Raw genomic sequence first — 19,312 nt, forward strand, 5'->3', positions numbered from 1 at the left:
GGATCGGACTTCAATTGTTCGTGGAGGAGCCAGACTTGGCGGTAACAGGCATCACGGATGCAGTGGGCTTCGTCATGAAGCGCGAGAGATCCGCGCGCCGCGGCATGGAATGAAGCGGAGGTTGGTCATCGACCGGAATCTCCTCGTCGCGGGCTGAAGTGCGATGGGAGATTGGAAGGAGATGAAGGGTGAGATGAAGTGTTGGTGCTTTTCATGCCCCTCGATTCCAGTAAGCTCCAGGCATGCGGCAATGAAATGGTGTCGAACCAATCCGGCATGAGCAGAGACCATCGACTTCTTTCCGAACGATTTCCGCGAGCCACCGCTTATCATCCTGAATGGGTGCTGGCCGGAGCGGGAAGCGCCGCCAATGCCTTGTGGCTTGCCGAGTGGCTTGCCGAGGCTCTCGACCTCCGGCCCGGCATGCGAGTGCTCGACCTGGGCTGCGGACGGGCGATGTCCTCGGTCTTCTTGCGTCGGGAATTCGGCGTGCAAGTTTGGGCCGCTGACCTGTGGTTCAGTCCCTCGGAAAACTTCCTGCGCATCCGCGATGCCGGGGTCGAAGACGGGGTCTTCCCCATCCACGCCGAGGCCAGAGCACTGCCGTTCGCCATGGATTTCTTCGATGCGATTGTGTCGATCGATTCCTTCCTCTACTACGGCACGGACGACACCTACCTCAATTGCCTCGCCCGCTTCGTCAAGCCAGGCGGTCGGATCGGCATCGCTCAGGTGGGTCTGGCGCGCGAGTTGGATGGGGAGGTACCGGCGCACCTTCGTGAATGGTGGGCGCAGGACCAGCCGTGGAGTTTCCACTCGGCAGACTGGTGGGCGCGGCACTGGGGGCGCACCGGAATCCTGGACATCGAGACTGCCGACGCTCTGGCCGATGGCTGGCGATTTTGGCTGGACTGGCTTCGTTTGGCCGCCCCCGAGAATGCGACATAATTCCGGGCGGTGGAAGCCGATGCGGGCCGGAATCTCGGTTACGTTCGCGTGGTGGGCCGTCGCCGGGCCGAGGCGACGCTCTACGATCCGGTGGTGTCCATCCCTGTGCATTACACGAAGCAGTCCCTGCTGCGGAACCCCAAAGATTGAGAGCCAGCCCGAAGCAAGTTGAGGCTTCCTGACTCCTGCGCGCCGTCTCCCTCTTCGCTGTCTTCGGCAACACATGGCTCAGGATCCTACCGCATATCGCACACATTTACCCTGAAAACCGCAATTCGGCGGGATCGAGGTGCGCAAAAGCTTGATCGTGAAAGGCCTGCCGAAAATTGAAGTGGATCCGCAGGGTGATCCATCGGAACTTGAGCAATGCCTTTGCCGCCATAATTCAGCGAGAGATCGATGCTGATCAATTGCCGTTTCCGGTTTTACCGCTCCCCTTTTGTCCGGCGCAGCACGAAAGTCATCAAATCCCGAATCTCGCGCTCGTCCAAACCCTGCAACAATCCCGCCGGCATCAGCGATACTTCGCTTGGTCGCATCAGTTTGATTTCTGACCTCGACACCGCATGTTCCTTTCCGTCTGCCGTCACCACCGCGAGGATTTCCCCCTCGCGGGCTCGCACGAATCCTTGCCAGACCTCCCCTGCAAGCGTTTCCACGTCGTAGGCCACATAATCCGGATGAATCGTCGCGCTTGGATCGAGGATGTCCCGCAACACGGTCCCGGGATCCCGATGCTCAAGATTGCTCAAATCGACCCCGATCAGGCCGCCCTCCCCCCGGATGCGATGGCAGGTCGCGCATTTCAAACGCTCGCCAAAAAACAACTCTCTGCCCTTCCCAGAATCTCCGCTGGTTAGATCGGATTCCCCTTCCGGGGCGTGCTCCTCTTTCTTCGGGGCGAACCTCGGAGCCCATGGCAATTGAAACGCCGTCATCGGCACCGGCCTCGGCTCGGGATTCTCGTCCGTCCTCATCTGGCCATGAAAATCTCCACCGTCCCACTTCGACCGGATCAATTTGAACGGGATGGCCGGACCCCTCCCGGCCGCCATCAACTCGAGTCGATATCGGCCCCCCTCTTTGAAACTCGATTGCCGTTTACCGTTCCATTCAACTTCAAAGGCTTCCCGTGCTGTCCAGGTGAGCCTGTTGGTCGCCGCTGCCAAACGCAACGCGGTGCTCAATTCCAACCGGCCAGAACCGCGCACTTTGGCTACGCCCGGTTTCAATCCCAAGGCGGGTCCCAGAAACGCACGATTCACCGCGTCGTCCAAATGCGGGAACCATCCGCTCCAACTCGGCTCAACTTCCCCCGATCGATACCACTTGGCTTCCACCCCATTCAGCGTGTAGTCCAAGTCCACCTCGATCGTGCCCGCGCTGCCCGGCCCTGATGTCCAGGGTAATCGCAAGGCGTAATGAACCGGCAGCGCTTGTGGACCCGTGCCCAGCATCAACACCCCCCGATCGGGAGAAACAAGTCCGGACAAGACCGGCAAAGTTCCGCGCGAGGTTGATTCCTTGACCCTCACCACGCGATACGGCGGCTTCAACACTTCCAAACGATCCGCCGCCCGCGCGTAAGCTCCGAACTCCAGCGCCGCGCGACTCGACCCGTCAGCCTTTCTCGCATCGATCGCACGATCGAAGGCCACCGAAAGCTCCATCAAACCCGATGCCCAAATCGCCACCGGTTGAGGCTCCTCCCGGCCCCGCCAGATAATCTTAAAGAGCTTGCCGATGCCGTTCGGACCCGTCCCCCAATCCGGCTCTCCGCTGTGCGCGGAAACATACAACTCACCGCGCGGTGAAATCGCCACGTCGGTCACCAGCATCGATGACCTCGCGAAAATCGTCTCCTTGCCCACATATCCAGACGCCGTCTTCACCAGCTTCACGCGCCAAATCTTCCCCCTCGATTCCCCCGCCACAAAGGCGTCGCCTTCCCACCACGACGGACCAAACCGCTCCTTCCCCTTTGGGGAGTCATTGAAAACCAGTCCGCAGGCGGACTGGTGCTGCGGTCCGAACCCCACCACCGGTTCCTCGCTGGCGAGTCCCGGCAGCCATCGGTCGTGACGCGGCGGAAATCCATAATTCCGCCCCAATCGAATGTGATTCAACTCGTCCAGCGGGTTCCCCCCCGGACACCACGTTTCCCCCTCTTGATCCGTCAAAAACAAGTCTCCGGCGCGGTTGAACGCCAGCGCATAAGGAACACGAATCCCGCTCGCCACCAACTCCAACCGCCGCGTGGACGCATGCCACTTCTGAATCGTGCCGCGGGGACTCTTCAGGTCATAACGCGACACGTTGTCCTGGATCCGATACGGATTCGAGTAATCCGCAGTGAGCAGGCCGAAGTAGAGGTTTCCATCCCGATCCGCAGTCACGGCGGTCGCGTCTACTCCGCCCGATGCCACGTCCGTCCGAGGCCAACCCGTGGCCAATACCTCTTCCACATCCGCCTTGCCGTCCGAGTCCTGGTCTCGAAGCAACGACACTTTTCCGTGCGAGGACACCACCAAGCCCTCGCGCGTCCAAGCCATGCCTACCGGCACACGGAGTGTTGGCGCTTCCCAGAAGGGAATCACCTTGTCTTCTAAACCGTCGCGATTGGAATCCACCAGCCGCCAGATGCGCCCGTTGTAACCCAATGCAGTCAGAGATCCATCGGGTGCAAAACGCAAATTGTTGACATTGGGAAGCCGCACGGGAATTTCCCTGACCTCGAATCCCGGCACCAAGACAGTCAGCTCTGACGGAGTCGGCAAGCCCGCCGCGGCCGACGCCATCTGCACCAAGCCAAGCGCCGCTCCAAAAACCAAGTCTTTCGACAGCCGCCCCCATTGCGTCCTTTGCCTGAAATCCGATTTCCTCACCCGCTTAGAATCCACCCCGTCGATCTAGCTCATTTCAAGCCCCGGCCACAATTTATTTTCCGGCAACTGCAGTCCGTCCGGTGCATCCAGAAGTTGTCGGTGACCGGGTTGTCTTGGTAACGCAGACAGCCCTGTCTGCTGTATCGCAGGCTGCTCAGCCTGCGGGGCGACGAAAGAAACCAGGCGCGTGGAGAGCATGGAATGGCCTCGTTCTTCACCCGCCGGGCCGACGGGCCGTCGGCGATACGGCAGGCTGGGCAGCCTGGGCCACACGACAGAACGGCTTCGGGATGCACGGCCGGCCGTCCATCCGAGTCCTTCGGTGATGCGATGAATCCTGGCAACCCATAATTACCCTATCCAAAACCACCCTTCAGACTTAAGATGATCTCAGAATCATGGCATTTCGATTCGCGCTCACCAACGCAGCAGACCACAGGCTTCCTGGACTAGGCCTGGTGTGGAGCCTCGTCCTGGCCTTCGCGGGTGTCGTTCGCGCCAGCAATCCGGCGGCGGCACCGAACACCGCGCCCCCGCCAGCCGCCCACCCTCATTGGGCCTTTCAACCCGCCCATGGTGTCGAACCGCCACGCGTCTCAAACTCCCGCTGGGTCCGCACTTCGGTGGATCCCTTCATCCTCGCCGGGCTGGAAAGCGCCGGACTCGAGCCTTCGATTGAAGCCGATAAGCGCACACTTCTCCGCCGGATCACGTATGACCTCATCGGGCTTCCACCCACCTGGGAAGAGGTGCGCGCTTTTGAACTCGACCGATCGCCCCGCGCATTCGAAAAAGTCGTCGAACGGCTCCTCAATTCTCCTCACTACGGCGAACGCTGGGGGCGTTACTGGCTCGACGTCGCCCGCTACGCCGACACCAAAGGATATGTGTTCGAGGAGGAACGCCGTTTCCCCTATTCCTACACCTACCGCGATTATGTGATCCGCGCTTTCAACGAGGACCTTCCCTACGACCGGTTCCTCACCGAACAAATCGCCGCCGATTTGCTCGATTTGGGGACGGACCAGCGCCCACTCGCGGCCCTCGGTTTTCTGACGCTTGGACGCCGCTTCCTCAACAACATGCACGACATCATCGACGACCGGATCGATGTCGTCATGCGGGGAACCCAGGGACTCACGGTCACCTGCGCCCGCTGCCATGACCACAAATACGATCCGGTCAGCATCAAGGATTATTACGGGCTGCACGGCATTTTCGCCAGCAGCCAGGAACCCGCGGACAAACCGCTCCTTGGATCCGCCTCGCTTCCTTCTGAATATCCCGCTTTCAAAAAGGAGCGGGACCGCCGGCAAGAGGAACACGACAGTTTCAAGAAATCAAAAGAGGAGGAGGCTCTCTCCGAGGTTCGCGCCCGCACCGGCGACTATTGGCTGGCCGCTTTCGACGGACAGCACTTGACGGATTCTGCCCGGTTCGAATCTCTGGTCCGTGAACGCAAGCTCGATCCGGGCGTCTCCCGACGGTGGCGAGACACTCTTAAAAAGTGGACGAACAACCCGCCCTCCCACCCTCTCGCGAAGCTCTGGCTGCAGGCCATTCAAACCGCGGGAACCAATCGTGAAGCGTCCGTCGCCCAACTCGTCCAGGATCAAACCCGCGCTTGGCCCGAGGGCTGGCTCAAATCCGGCCTGATCCAGCCCGCTCCCGCCTCACTAGCCGACCTGGCGAAACAATGCTCTCAAATCTTCACCCGCCTCGAGCAGGCCTGGAAAAAGGAATCGAACGGCAACCCCAAGAGCCCCACTCTTTCTGATCCCGAACAGAGCGCTTTGCGTCAACTCCTGACCGGAGACGGATCCCCTGCCGTGGTGCCGCCGGATGAAATCAGGCGTCTTTTCGATGTTCCCAGCGCCCAAAAAGTTCGACGACTCAAACGTCAAATCGAGGAACTAGAGGCCACTCATCCAGGTTCCCCGCCGAAGGCGATGGCGCTCGTAGACAACCCGTCGCCGCGCAATTCCAAGGTGCTGCTTCGCGGCAATCCTGGCAATCCCGGTCCCGAAGCCCCGCGCCAGTTTCCCTCACTGCTTCAGCAACCCTCCAGCCAGCCTTTCTCCCAAGGAAGCGGACGTTTGGAATTGGCGCGATCCATCGCCTCCACGAACAATCCCCTCACCGCGCGTGTGTTCGTCAATCGTGTCTGGAACCACCTCTTCGGATTGCCCCTCGTGGAAACCTCAGGAGATTTTGGACTCCGCTCCAGTCCCCCCTCCCACCCCGAGCTCCTGGATCATTTGGCATGGCGATTCATGCAGGAAGGCTGGTCCGTCAAAAAACTTCATCGCACCATCGTCCTGTCCAGCGCTTACCGTCAGACCAGCGATGTCAGGAAGGAAGGTCAGCAGGTGGATCCCTCCAATCGCCTGCTTTGGCGAGCTCACCGGCGCCGGTTGGATCTTGAAGCCATGCGGGACGGCGTTCTCGCCGTCAGCGGACGTCTGGACCCGAAGTCAGGCGGGCAATCTGTGGAACTGCTCTCCCAACCCTTTAGTGGGCGCCGTAGCGTCTACGGTTTCATCGAGCGGCAGAACCTGCCGGGATTCTTCCGAACCTTCGATTTTGCTTCGCCCGACACCACTTCGGCCAAACGATTCACGACCACGGTTCCCCAGCAAGCGCTCTTTTTGCTCAACAGCCCGTTTATCGCGGAACAGGCCCGCGCCCTGGCCCGGCGTTTAGGTGAGGACTGCCGGCTGGCTGGCCCGGCGCAAACGGTCGAGGAGGCCCGGAATCTTCCGAAGGCGCTGAGAAACGAGAAAGGCTGCACACAAGATGAGGAGCGCGTCCGCCATCTCTATCGCTTGGTTTTCCAGCGCGAGCCCAGCCGAGCTGAAATCGAAATGGGCCAAACGTTTTTGGACGAACCTCTGGCCAATGCCAAACCACCTGCCAAACCCGCCGCCAAACAGGGCGGAGGGGAGAAAGACAAGAAAACGATCCCTCCCCCTGAGCCGCTGGACGCCTGGTCTCGTTACACCCAAGCCCTTCTCGTCTCCAACGAATTCTTCTTCCTGGACTGAACGACCAAGCCGCCGAGGTTTGAAGTCTGAATTCAACGAGTTCTCAATTTGCCTTGTGGAGGCACGCCGACGGCGACCATGATTTTCTCAACATGGCGGAGCGTCCAATCACAGACGTCATGGTTAAACCCGACGCGGCGTTGGAAATCACGCTGCGCCCGTCCCTCTTTTCCGATTTCACGGGCCAGGCCAAAGTGCGTGAAAGGCTTGAAATCGCCGTCGAAGCCGCCCGTCAGCGCAAGGAATCCCTCGACCATATTCTGCTGAGCGGTCCGCCCGGACTCGGAAAAACCACCCTCGCCAACATCCTGGCCAAGTCGATGGGCGCGACGTTGCGACCCACCAGCGGTCCCACCATCGAAAAAGCCGCGGACCTCGCGGGATTGCTCACCAACCTCGAGGAAGGCGACGTGTTGTTCATCGACGAAATCCATCGACTGCAAAAAACCATCGAGGAATACCTCTATCCCGCGATGGAGGACTTCAAACTCGACATTATCATCGATCAGGGCCCCAATGCCCGCAGCGTCCGCCTCAATCTTCCCCGATTTACGCTGATCGGCGCCACCACCCGCAGCGGCCTGCTTTCCGCTCCCCTGCTCACCCGCTTCGGCATCCGTGAGCGCCTCGACTACTATCACGCCGATGAATTGAGGAAAATCGTCTCGCGCGCCGGACGGCTGCTGCAGGTGGAAATGGACGAGCATGGCGCCCACGAAATCGCCCGGCGCAGCCGGGGCACCCCGCGCATCGCCAACAATTTGCTCCGCCGCGTCAGGGATTACGCCCAAGTTCGCGCCGACGGCAAAGTGACCGGCCCCCTCGCGGACCAAGCCCTGGCCATCCTCGAAATTGACCGGCACGGCCTCGATGAAATGGACAAACGCATTCTGGAAACCGTGGCCCTCAAGTTCGGGGGCGGACCCGTCGGGGTGAGCTCCCTCGCCGTCGCCGTTGGGGAAGAACCGGATACCATCGAGGAAGTGTACGAACCTTACCTCATCATGGAAGGCTATCTCAATCGAACCCCGCAAGGCCGCGTCGTGACCGAGCTCGCCTACAAAGTTCTAGGTCGCTCAGCCCCCTCCACCGGCCGCCAACCGGGACTTTTTGGCTGAATCCGGAACGGCAGTTCCAACCCTCAAGAACCTGGCTTGGCAAACAATCCGGGCAGCCAAGTGGTCAAGGCCGGAACGTACGTGATCAGCAACACGCCCAGGAACAACACCACCAGCATTGGCAACACGGCCCGCATCACCTCCACCAGCGGAGTCTTGAATCGATACGACGAGAGCAGAAGATTCAACCCGACCGGCGGCGCCAGGAATCCCAGTTCCATGTTCGCCAGAAAAATGATGCCGAGGTGAACCGGGTCGATACCGAGCGCCGTTCCCACGGGAACCAGCAAGGGCACTACCACCACGATGGCGGCGTAAATCTCGATCAATCCCCCCACCAGGATGAGAACCACGTTCAGACCCAGCAAGAACAGCCATTTCGATTGCACATGGGTCGAGGCCCATTCCAGCATCCGAGCCGGTATTTGCGCGTCCACCAGGTAGTTCGTAAATCCGTAGGCAACTCCGAGGATCAAGAGCACGCCTCCCATCAGCGAACCGCATTCCACCATCACTCTCGGACCGTCCTCCCGGACGCGAAGATCGCGATGAATCCATGCTTGGGAAATGAACGCGTAAAACGCCGTCAACGCCGCCGTTTCCACCGCGGTGGCAAACCCGCCAAAGAGTCCCACAAACGCCACCACGGGCAACAACAACTCCCACTTCGCGTCCGCCACCGCCGCCTTAGCCTCACTCCAGTCGAATCTCGGGCGTCGACCCGAGGCTCGAGGGGCCTGCCATATCCCCAACGCCGCCGTCACGATCAACATGAGAATGCCGGGAACAATTCCCCCCAAGAACATCGCCTTGATGCTCAATCCCGCTTTGGCGCTGTTGTTGGCGATGATGGTGTAAAGAATCAAAGGCAAGCAGGGCGGAAAAAGAAGCCCCAACGATCCCGCGCTGGTGATGAGTCCCAGAGAATTGCGCGCCGAATACCCCGCCGCATTCAAAACCGGAAGCAGGATGCCTCCCAGGGCCAAAATGGTCACCCCGCTCGCCCCGGTGAACGTCGTGAAAAAAGCGCAGACCAGGCAGGTGACAATCGCCGGTCCTCCGCGCAGATGTCCCGCCAATGCCTTGAACAATCGGAGTAACCGCTTCGAAGCACCCCCTTCGGCCAGAAAATATCCCGCCAGAGTGAATAACGGAATGGAGGGCAATGCCGCATCCGTCACCAGCTTGTGATGGCTGATGGAGACGGAAGCGATGGGAAGATCGTCACCCCAAAATAAAATCATCGCGGCGCCCCCCAGCATGACGAAAATCGGCGCTCCCAACACCGCGGCGGCGGCCAGGATGCCCAGACAAGGCCAGACCAACTTCTCCGCCGCGATGGGCGGGCGCCACGCGAGCCAGATCAAAACCGCCGCGACGGCCAGGACCATGCCTCGCGCACCCCATCCGGGCGCCGCGCCCAGCACCATCCTCCAGGCGATCAGTCCAAAGCCGCCCACCATGACCAGTTCCAACGGCCACACCGGAATTGCGCCCACGAGCAGGTGGCCGCTCTCCTTCTCCGTGAGCACGAATTGCCAACTGGCCACACAGAGGAAAACCGTGAGAACCACCGACACCACCGCGTTGAAGATTCCCGCCCCGGATTTCCAGGCGCCTGTCAATACGGAGGGAAGTGCGGACATCGAGAGCAACCGGTGATCCCTCGCCGCGATCGCGCCGCCGAGCATGCCGATCACCAGCGTCAGGTTCTGCGTGATGGCGATCGCCCCCGGAATGCCCGTGTTGAAAGCCTTTCGCAAAAGACTCTCAAGCAAAGGCAACGCCATCAGTCCCAGCATCGCCAACGCCAAAATCCCGTCCTCCGCCTTGAACAGCCACCGGCGCCGATCCGGCCCGGGCTGTTGCCCCGCGACCTCGGATTGAATTCCTTCGAGGTTCATGGGCCCGATCGGGCGGACGTGGAACGAAAGTCCTTCAGCAACCTCTGAACCTCATCGAACAATTCCGCGGGCACCACCTTGCCCCGCACTTTGGGATGCACACTTTCCGCAAAATCCCGCCACTCCTTCAATCCAGCCTCATCGAGCTTGTGCACCTTCAATCCGCGCTTCTCCATCGCTTCAATGGCTTCCTGACTCTCAACCCGCGAACGTTCCCGGATTTGCTTCCCCGCCTCCTCCGCCGCTTTCAACATTTCGATTCGCACGGCGGCCGGAATGCCACCCCAAACCTTCTTGGAGATCACGGTGGCTCCCACCAGGGGCACCCACGCCACGTCCAGCATATGCGGCGCGGGCGCGAAAAACTGACCAGCCAGCGCATACACCGGAATGGAGGGGACCACGTCGATGAGCCCCGTCTGCAACCCGGTCAGAATATCCGTCTGCTCGAGCGGAATCGCGTTGATCCCAATCCCCCTCATCACTTCGCCGCTGCGGGTGTCGCCGGACCATACGAACATCTTCAACTTTGACATCTCGCCGGGTTTCAATGCCGGCTGTTTCGAGAAAAAGCGAACCCAGCCCGCATCCCCCCAAAACAAAGAAACAAACCCCTTATCCTCGATCCGCTTTTCGAGCATCGGGCGCAACTTTTCACTGACGAAGTCATACTCTTGAAAACTGTGGAAGGCCATCGGCATCAATTGCAGCGCCGTGACCGAGTCGTCGATCTGCAAAAGCCCGGCCACCGAAAGCAAAGATGCCTGAATCTGCCCCACCCGCATCCGTCGCACCATATCCGCCTCCCCCCCCATGGTGCCGTCCGTGTAGAGGGTCAGGGACACGGCACCTCCCGAGGCTTTCTTCCACTTTTCACCCATCGCCAGCAGGCTCTTGTGAAACGATGTGTCTTTCGGAGCCAGGGTGGCTAACCGGATCTTCACCGTGTCGGCGGACCAAGCTTCCAAGCCGCCAGCCCAAATTCCTCCGGCGGTCAGCGCCAGCCCGATCCATCGATTGCAAAAGCTCACATTCATGGTTTTTCCGAATTCGGCATCTCTGGGGCGAAAAACTCGTCCATTCGCTTCAACAACCAGCGAGCCCGTCGCTGCATGACCAGGTTCGCCAGCCGCCAGGGGGGATGCGCTTCGGGATCCACGGCAAGCGCAGCTTCCAATAATCGCTTGAACTCCGCCGCATCCTGCTTCCGCACGCTCACCGCCTCCGCCAAGCTCACGTAAGGTCCGGCCAGACGCCCGCCGGAGCTTGCCACCGCACGATGAAAATGCTCTCGAGACCGGCCCTCCGCCGACGATTGTCCGCCGGGCCTCGCGCTTTCGTAACTGATCATGAAGGCATGGATTGCGCCCCCTTCAAAGCTCGAATCCAATTCCAGCGCCCGGTCCATCATCGCCTCCACCACCGGCTGCTGGGCGATCAACTCCGGCGAGTTTTTTGAGAGCGAAATAAGCGCCCCCCACGAAGCCGCGGTCCAGTAAAGCAAGGGCACGTCCGTCTTTCCGAACGACCGCACGGCGGACTTGGGATCTTCGTTCAGCCTGCGACCCAACCCCGAATGCTTCAACTCGAGCCCTCGCAAACCGTAATCACGCGCGCGGCGATAAAGTTTGCCGGCCCGGGCACGTCCAGCCTCCGCCGCGTCCAAACTTTGCTCCTCGGCCTCATCCGCCTCTTGCTGCACAAAAGCAAACGAGTACTGCGTGAACCCGCTCGCGGCCGCCAGCAACAAACCGCGATGGCGCGGACTCTCCACCAGCAACGATTCAATCAGCTTCAAGCTGAAGGGCACCGCCCCTTTCACCAATTCGGGATCATCGTCCGAGGCAAAGCCGCTGCTGCCCGAGGCCAGGGCATCGCCGAGTTTGTTGACCGCCATCCGCCGGACGGAACACGCCGAACCGAGCATCATCGCCGCCAAGGCCACCATGAAGACTGGCCTCAAGCCGCGATAACCCTTTGAATCTGAAATAGAACCCGCCATGGTCAACACGCTTGCGCGAAAACGCGCGCCAGCTTTTACCGCTTCCACCTCCCCCAGGAAAAGCCAATTAATTGCTCGCCGCCCCCGGGGTCCCATGTCAATTTCCCGCGGTTTTTTGAGTAACGACACGAACAACATGGAACCTCAAGGCGACATCGCGCTCATCGGCTTGGCCGTCATGGGCCAAAACCTCATTCTCAACATGAACGATCACGGCTACACCGTGGTCGCTTACAACCGCACCCTCTCCAAGGTGGACGAATTCCTGGCCCACGAAGCCAAGGGCACCAAAGTCCTTGGCGCCCGTTCCATCGCGGAAATGGTTTCCCTCCTCAAGAAACCTCGCCGGGTCATGATGCTCGTCAAAGCCGGGGCGGCCGTGGACGAATTCATTGAGCAACTCCTTCCTCATCTGGAGGCCGGGGATATCATCATCGACGGGGGCAACTCCCTTTTCGACGACACGAATCGCAGGGTCAAACACGTCGAGAGCAAGGGACTGCGCTACATCGGCACCGGCGTCTCCGGCGGCGAGGAAGGCGCCCGCCGCGGACCCTCCATCATGCCCGGAGGTTCCCCGTCCGCCTGGCCTTTCGTGAAGGAGATCTTTCAGGCGATTTCAGCCAAAGTCGAAGGCGGAGCCCCTTGCTGCGACTGGGTCGGCGAAGCCGGTGCCGGCCATTACGTCAAAATGGTCCACAACGGCATCGAATACGGGGACATGCAGCTGATTTGTGAGGCTTACAATCTCATGAGAACCGGGCTCGGCATGAGCAGCCAGGAAATGCACGAGGTGTTCTCCGAGTGGAACAAAGGGGAACTCGATTCCTACCTCGTCGAAATCAGCCGCGACATCCTCGGTTTCAAGGACGAGGATGGACAGCCGCTGGTGGACAAAATCCTCGATACGGCCGGCCAAAAAGGCACCGGAAAATGGACCGTGGTCAACTCGCAAGACCTGGGCATTCCCATTACCCTCATTGCCGAGGCGGTTTATGCGCGGTGCGTTTCCGCCCTTAAGGATGAACGCGTCAAAGCGGCCCGCAAATTGAAAGGGCCTCGTCCTAAGATTTCAGGGGAGCGAGCCAAATGGGTCGAGGACGTCCGCCAGGCGCTCTACGCCTCCAAGATTGTGAGCTATGCCCAAGGCTACATGCTCATGAGAGCCGCGGCCACCGAGTACCGATGGCATTTGAACTACGGCGGCATTGCCCTGATGTGGCGCGGCGGGTGCATCATCCGCAGCCGGTTCCTCGGGAAGATCAAGGAGGCCTTCGAAAAGAACCCCAAGTTGAGCAATCTCATGCTCGACGACTATTTCCGGGGGGAAATCAAGAAGTGCCAGAAAGGCTGGCGCAATGTGGTGGCCACCGCGGCCAAGAAAGGCATCCCGGTTCCCGCCTTCAGCACCGCCCTGGCCTTCTACGATAGTTACCGCAGTGCGGTGCTCCCCGCGAATTTACTGCAAGCCCAGCGAGATTACTTCGGCGCTCACACCTACGAGCGCGTGGACAAACCGCGCGGACAGTTTTTTCATACGAACTGGACCGGCCGGGGCGGCTCCGTCTCGAGCACCACCTACAACGTCTAACCACACCTGCAGGTTCAAGACTTATTGCTTGGGCAGGAAACTGCGATAGTACCGGTTGGTGGCGACCCCGGTGATGTTGAGGGCGAAGCTAAAGTTCGGCAGTCCGGCACTGTTGGTCACGAGCGAAACCCAATCGATCAGGTTGGTCGAACTCTGAATCACGTGCCGTTCTCCCGCGTTGCCCTTGATCCGAAGCTGCAGCCGATTGGTGGCTTCCCGGGAAAGGGCGAGTGAGTGCACCCCGAAAGGCGGAAACACCGCGAATCCCTGCACATTCGCGCCCGTGGCGGTCGTGAAACTCCCGCCCACGTAATACGTGCCCCCCTCCACGAGCGCCACGGAAAAAACCTGGTTGTTGAACGCCGGAGCCCAGCCAAAATCCGACGCGTTCGTCAGACTTAAAGCCGCCAACCGGTTCCGAGCCTGCCCATTCACCGAGCCAAACTGACCGCCCACGAACAAGTATCCGTTCATGATGCGAAGCATTTCCACCGTGCGGTCCGTCGGCGTGACCCAATCGGTGGCAAGACCCGTGCGGACGTCCAAAGCCGCCAGATTGGTCCGGAACTGAGACCCGATGCTCGCAAACGCGCCCCCCACGAAAATCCGACTTCCATCCAGAGCCAAAGCGCGCACCTCTCCCTGCGCGAACGGATTCCACGGCGTCACCGCGCCGGTGGCCAAATTCACCGCGCCCAAATTGAAACGCTGACGAGCGCTGAGCGAATTGAAATTCCCCCCCACGTAGAGCACTTGCTCGGTCGCGGTCAGCGCAAACACCGTTCCGTTGGGGTTGGGCGCAAGATCTCCCACCGCGCCCGTGTTCAAATCGAGGGACGCCAAATTGGTTCGAGTCACCCCACCCACCGATTGAAAGGTTCCCCCCACAAAGAGGCGGCCCGCCCCGACATGGACCACTTCCACCACCCCATTCGGATTCGGCGACCAAGGCAAAACTTCCCCCGTGTCCGCATGAACCGCGACCAGATTCGTCCGAGCCAATCCTCCTACCTTGGTGAACTCTCCGCCAACGTAAAGCCGCTGCTCGGAATAAACCGTGGAAAACACGCTCCCAACGGTTTCGTTGGTCCCTTCCAACCTCAAGCTTGGATTCCAGGGAAGAATTTGCCCTGACAATTCATCCAGCACGGCCAAACCGCTTCTGCGTTCTCCCCCGATCGAGTTGAAGCTGCCCCCGACATAAATCGCATTCGTGGTCGCGGCCATCGCATTCAAAGCGCCTCCTATCTCGGAAGCCCAATCGGCCGAAAGATTGTCGTTGGACAACTCAATCGCCGCCGCGTTGGAACGCGGGTTGCCGCCGAAACGTGTGAATTGCCCCCCCCACAAATAACCGGCTCCCATTCGACGCCATCGTCCGCACTTCTCCGTCCACTCCAAAATCAAACCCATTCTGTCCCGTCGCCGGATCCAAAGAGGCAAATCCACGCCGCGGCTGGGAGGCGATGTTGGTGAATGTGCCTCCCACATAAATCCGCGATCCAGCCCGCAAAACTGCATGGACCGGACCATCCGGGTTCGGCGCCCAAGCAGACACGGTGTCGGTAAAAGGATCCACTTTCGCCAAATTCAGCCGGGCCACGCCGGAAATAGCACTGAAGCTCCCCCCGACGATCAATTCGTCGTTCGCGTAGGCCATCGCATTGACACGGCCGACCGGACGCGGATCCCAATCCGTCACCGCGCCGGTCACGGCATCAATCGCCGCCAAGTTCGTCCTGGATTCACTCGAAATCTGGTTGAACGCACCGCCGATAAACAGGCGCGATCCAAAACTGGCCAAAGCATGCACCGGACCGGTCGGATTCGGCGCCAAGGCCAGGACGGCACCCGAAGCCGGGTTGAGCGCCGCCAGATTCGTCCGCGGCGCCGCCACGGCTCCGACGCCAAAACGGGTGAATGCGCCACCCGCGTAAAGAACATTACCCGCAAGCAACAGGGTGTGGACGGGTCCGTTGACGTTGGGATTAAACGAAGTCGTGACCGTTCGATCCGAGCGAATATGAGCCAGATTGTTCCGCGCCGTTCCTCCCACGGCGGTGAACGAGCCCCCGACAAACCATCCGCCCGCGCCATCGCTCACCGCCGCGTTGAGGGTTCCCGTCACGGTCGGCATCTCCAAGTCCGGAGTCCCCATCTCAGCGCTAAGCGTGGTGCCTCCGGCTGCCCCAAAACCAATGGCGGAGAAACTTCCCCCCAAATAAATCTTCCCGTTGGTGGCAATCACTGAAAACACGGGGTCATCCGCCGTCCAAAAGTCACGGCGAGGACTATTGGCGGGCTGGGCAAACATGCCGGTGGAAACCCATAAGAACGCCAGCAACGCAATCAGGATCTTTTTCATGTCATGTGTTCTGAGATCGAATCTTGCCGCATCACGACACGGGTCCATTCCCGCGTAGCCAATCGGCCCAATGGCACTCCCCGAGCAAGCAACGATGGTTCTCATAACTCGCAACGGAGATTCAAGCCAGTCCAATGTCGGCAGTTTTCACAAACGTAAGACTCGCCCCTACAAGCAGTTCATCGGCCAAATCCGAATCTCCCTTAGAATAATGTGGGAAGTGATTTGCCCCCAGCGGGATAGAGGCTGGAGCTTTGCGTCAAATCGCCGCGCTTCCCAATCCGGTTCTAAAGCAAGACCACTTTTCGATCGAGATCGGGTGAACCGGAACCCGTGTCACAATCTAAGGCCTTGGGCTCAAACTCTTTGCACCACCCTTTGATCTCCGTATCGTTGAAGATCTTACCCATCACCCGACGCAGAAGGCCCTTCAAACTTGGATGCTCCAAACTCGCCAGGGAACGGACTGCCTCTTCTTTGTAGGTTTCCAGCAGGGTGCGGACGCGTTCTTCAACTTTGAGTTCGGCGTAAATCGATTCCATGCCCTTGCAACTTCCCGAGGAGAGATCCCTGCGCCACAGTTTCTCCAGTCGGTCGCGGTGCTCCGCCTGGGAAGCTCGTTCGTAAGCACTCGCTAGGACGACGCTGGGCCGCATACCCGCCAAATCATTCGACTCGGAAGATCCACCCAAGTCGTCGAGATCGTCTCGAATCTGATAAGCGATGCCCAGGGCCTCCGAGTAAGCATGGAGCGAGTCCCGGACTTCGTCATGCTGTTGCACCCCGGCACAGAGCGAGCCGAGGCGCAACGCGACCTCGAACGCGGGAGCGGTCTTCCGCCGGAAAATATCCAGCACCTGGAGGGTCGTCATCGGCTTCGGCTCCCTGGCCCAAATCAGCTCCGCTCCTTGCCCACGGCAAAGTTCGCGCTGCCCCTCGGTGGCGGCAAGCACCATCGCCGAGGTTTGCCGGGTGCTGAACTTGCTCGAAGCCAACAAACGATAACCCTCCCCGATCAACAGATCCCCCACATTCAAAGCCACCGCAACTCCATGCTCCTCGTGGAGCGTTTTCTCCCCATACCGGCTCGCGTCCCCATCCTCGATGTCATCGTGAATCAACGACGCTTTGTGAAAACACTCCACCGCGACCGCGACTTTCTTCAAATCCTCCGGCAAGGGCCCGCCCGGGTCATCCCGCAGCGCCTGGAATGCGGACGCGGTCAAGAACGGACGCCACCGCTTGCCCGCCCGCATAAGCCAGTCCTTGGCAATCTGCTCCGTGCGGGATTCGCTCGGACCGAGGATCAAATCCAGTGAGGCCGGGGAAAACCAAAAATCAATCTCCTCGCGCAACGCCGCCAAATCCATCCGCCGGGTCTTGTCCTCGCTGGTCAAATGAATGTAGTCCCAGACCCAATCCAAATCGACGTTGGTGTCGATGCAGTCGTCTTGAAGCAACGGCACCGCCACGCCCGGAACCGCCGCGGCTTCCATGTAGGGAAACGCCCGTTCCAACACGCTGAGACAACTGACACCCACAATGGCCTCAATCTTGCCGGTCTGAATCAAGGACATGACGATGGCAGAGCCCTCCGCTACCAGAACAGCATATCCCAAACGTTCGGCTTCGACCTGCAAGTCCTGAATCGAGCACAACCCGCATTGCTTGCACAACAGCCCAAACTCATCAAACGGCGCCGGGCATTTGCTCTCCACGCGCAGGCATTTCGGAAGCAGCAGCAGCCTCCGCTCGTAAGGAACACTGGCCAGTTGCTCGCGCCAAATCTCGTTGTTGAGAAGCACCCCCACATAATCTCGGTAAATCGGATCGCAACCCAGCGCGGCAATCATCCGGTCCGCATGCACCTTCAATTGCGCTAGTGGCAACGGCGGAACAGGGTTGAATTCCGCGACGTAATGACGCACCGCATGAAGGACACGGGTCCTCTCTTCGGGCGTTTGCGGTATGTTCTTCTTGGGCGGTCTGGCCTTCTGTTGAGGCACCGGGCGCGGCAAGGCGAGAGGCGCGAAAGAAATGGAACTCGTGTGCATAACCTGTGCGAGCAATCAACCGCTGACGCCAGCCTTCTCAGGCGAACCGGCCGCCGAGGCCGTCCTGGGAGAGCTGGGCTGGGACAAAGTTATCCCTTGGTTTCCAGCCGGGTCGAGCATCGATTTCAAGGCTTTGAGTCGAGTCCCCGGCTCCGGTGGCGTCCGGTCGTAAGCCCGGAAATCATTGAACCAATACTTCTTGGCAAGGCGATACATCCAATGACGTTCAGGAATCTCCTCCCCCGGCAGCCATTGACTGAAACGGGGCTTCATGGCGGCCAGTTCAACCATCGCAGTGCCGCGCAAGGTCGTGTCCCGGGCTTGATGCCGGCGCGCCAGGTCCGCCACCAAATCCGGACGTTCCAGGACGACGCATCCCCGAGTCGCCCCCGCCGTGGTTTCCCGGAAGTCCTTCAAGAAGGCACTGCTGCGAATGGCCTCAAAGACACCCCGGTCATCGCGAATGTTCTCCGTCGCAAACTGCAGAATCGGACAAGGCTCGATCCAGCCTCCCGGACCCACATGGTGACTCACCCCCGTCGCCATGGGACACAATGCCTTGCCCACATGATCGTAATACGCGTCCAGCATGCCGATGGGCATGCGGCAACGCATTTCGACGATGAACCGCCGAACCCGAACCAGCTGGTCAGGTCGCAATGCAAGTTCGGCACTCATCTTGGGCCCAACCGGACGGTAAGTGTGGTACCAGACGTAGTGAACACCTCGTCGAATCAACTCGCGCAGCCACGCTTCGGAGAGCAAATCATCGATATTCGACTGGCAAACACTGGTGGCAACACCGGTGAGGAGTTTCTCGCGCAAGCACGCGTCGAGCCCCCGCAAGGTTCGATTCAAAACGTCCGCCTTGCCCCGGCGCTCGTCGCTCGCCACTTCCAATCCCTCGATGCTGACCAACGGCGTCGCGTTGCCTATCTGACGCAACTTTCGCGCAACCTTGTCGGTAATGAATTGGCCGTTGGTAAAAACCTGAAAATACGCGTCCGGATGGCTGGCCAGTAACTCAAGCAAATCCGGATGCATGAAGGGCTCCCCGCCCAGGATCCCGAAGAACGAATTCCCGTGCGCCTTCGCGTCGCGGATGGTGCGATTGAGCAGACCCAGGTCAATTTGAGTCCGCTCCGCCTCAACATCCACCCAGCACCCCTGGCACCTCAGATTGCAGGAGTTCAAGATGGAGAGATACAGGAACGGGGGAAAATACTCTCCCCGCCGGGCGCGCCGCTTGAAACGTTCCACACTGAGCATGCCCTTCCAACCGAAGTTCCAGGCGAACTTCGCCAGCAACCTCGGATCCACGGTCCGCATAATCCGCCATGTCAACGCGGGCAACATACTCAACTTCGGATTCGGTCACCGAGACCGGCCACGCCTCGACCA

General features: G+C 59.9%; 11 protein-coding genes and 1 pseudogene. 4 read left to right on the forward strand and 8 right to left on the reverse strand.

The features are described from left to right. Positions 1 to 255 precede the first annotated feature (255 nt). Positions 256 to 1,098: pseudogene (locus FJ404_06120) on the forward strand (methyltransferase domain-containing protein). 275 nt (positions 1,099 to 1,373) lie between these two features. On the opposite strand, the gene FJ404_06125 reads toward FJ404_06120, so the two are convergent. Then, entirely contained in the window at positions 1,374 to 3,848 is a 2,475-nt protein-coding gene (locus FJ404_06125; protein ID MBM3822447.1) for a c-type cytochrome, read from the reverse strand. A gap of 383 nt (positions 3,849 to 4,231) precedes the next feature. On the opposite strand from FJ404_06125, the gene FJ404_06130 reads away from it, so the two are divergent. Together FJ404_06130 and ruvB are read left to right on the forward strand one after the other, a co-directional pair. Beyond that, complete coding sequence (locus FJ404_06130; GenBank protein MBM3822448.1) at positions 4,232 to 6,877, forward strand: DUF1553 domain-containing protein; 2,646 nt, start codon at positions 4,232 to 4,234, stop codon at positions 6,875 to 6,877. Positions 6,878 to 6,969: 92 nt separating this feature from the next. Next, positions 6,970 to 7,995 (forward strand): Holliday junction branch migration DNA helicase RuvB, encoded by a 1,026-nt coding sequence (ruvB, locus tag FJ404_06135; protein ID MBM3822449.1) that lies wholly within the window; start codon positions 6,970 to 6,972, stop codon positions 7,993 to 7,995. A gap of 23 nt (positions 7,996 to 8,018) precedes the next feature. Here ruvB and FJ404_06140 read toward each other — a convergent pair whose 3' ends face one another. From FJ404_06140 to FJ404_06150, 3 genes are read right to left on the reverse strand one after another with little or no spacing between them, the layout of a single operon-like run. Next, positions 8,019 to 9,899, reverse strand: a complete 1,881-nt coding sequence (locus FJ404_06140; GenBank protein ID MBM3822450.1) for a TRAP transporter large permease subunit — start codon at positions 9,897 to 9,899, stop codon at positions 8,019 to 8,021. Beyond that, the gene (locus tag FJ404_06145; protein MBM3822451.1) at positions 9,896 to 10,936 is read right to left on the reverse strand and encodes a C4-dicarboxylate ABC transporter substrate-binding protein; all 1,041 of its coding nucleotides are present in this window, start codon (positions 10,934 to 10,936) and stop codon (positions 9,896 to 9,898) included. Before FJ404_06145 ends, FJ404_06140 begins: the two co-directional genes overlap by 4 nt. After that, the gene (locus FJ404_06150) at positions 10,933 to 12,039 is read right to left on the reverse strand and encodes a hypothetical protein (protein MBM3822452.1); all 1,107 of its coding nucleotides are present in this window, start codon (positions 12,037 to 12,039) and stop codon (positions 10,933 to 10,935) included. Before FJ404_06150 ends, FJ404_06145 begins: the two co-directional genes overlap by 4 nt. Between FJ404_06150 and gnd the strand changes: the two genes are divergently transcribed. After that, positions 12,038 to 13,492, forward strand: a complete 1,455-nt coding sequence (gnd, locus tag FJ404_06155) for a decarboxylating NADP(+)-dependent phosphogluconate dehydrogenase (GenBank protein ID MBM3822453.1) — start codon at positions 12,038 to 12,040, stop codon at positions 13,490 to 13,492. The two genes, FJ404_06150 and gnd, sit on opposite strands and share 2 nt — an antisense overlap. A gap of 21 nt (positions 13,493 to 13,513) precedes the next feature. Here gnd and FJ404_06160 read toward each other — a convergent pair whose 3' ends face one another. The 4 genes from FJ404_06160 to FJ404_06175 form a co-directional block, all read right to left on the reverse strand. Beyond that, positions 13,514 to 14,779: a hypothetical protein gene (locus FJ404_06160; protein MBM3822454.1), complete on the reverse strand. Its 1,266-nt coding sequence runs from the start codon at positions 14,777 to 14,779 to the stop codon at positions 13,514 to 13,516. Position 14,780: 1 nt separating this feature from the next. Beyond that, a complete protein-coding gene (locus tag FJ404_06165; GenBank protein MBM3822455.1) occupies positions 14,781 to 15,857 on the reverse strand; it encodes a hypothetical protein in 1,077 nt (358 codons plus the stop codon). Positions 15,858 to 16,144: 287 nt separating this feature from the next. Beyond that, the gene (locus FJ404_06170) at positions 16,145 to 17,911 is read right to left on the reverse strand and encodes a DUF116 domain-containing protein (GenBank protein MBM3822456.1); all 1,767 of its coding nucleotides are present in this window, start codon (positions 17,909 to 17,911) and stop codon (positions 16,145 to 16,147) included. A gap of 15 nt (positions 17,912 to 17,926) precedes the next feature. Continuing rightward, positions 17,927 to 19,267, reverse strand: a complete 1,341-nt coding sequence (locus FJ404_06175) for a radical SAM protein (GenBank protein MBM3822457.1) — start codon at positions 19,265 to 19,267, stop codon at positions 17,927 to 17,929. Positions 19,268 to 19,312 lie beyond the last annotated feature (45 nt).

It is taken from the genome of Verrucomicrobiota bacterium, assembly GCA_016871495.1.
In the GTDB taxonomy this organism is placed as follows: domain Bacteria; phylum Verrucomicrobiota; class Verrucomicrobiia; order Limisphaerales; family VHDF01; genus VHDF01.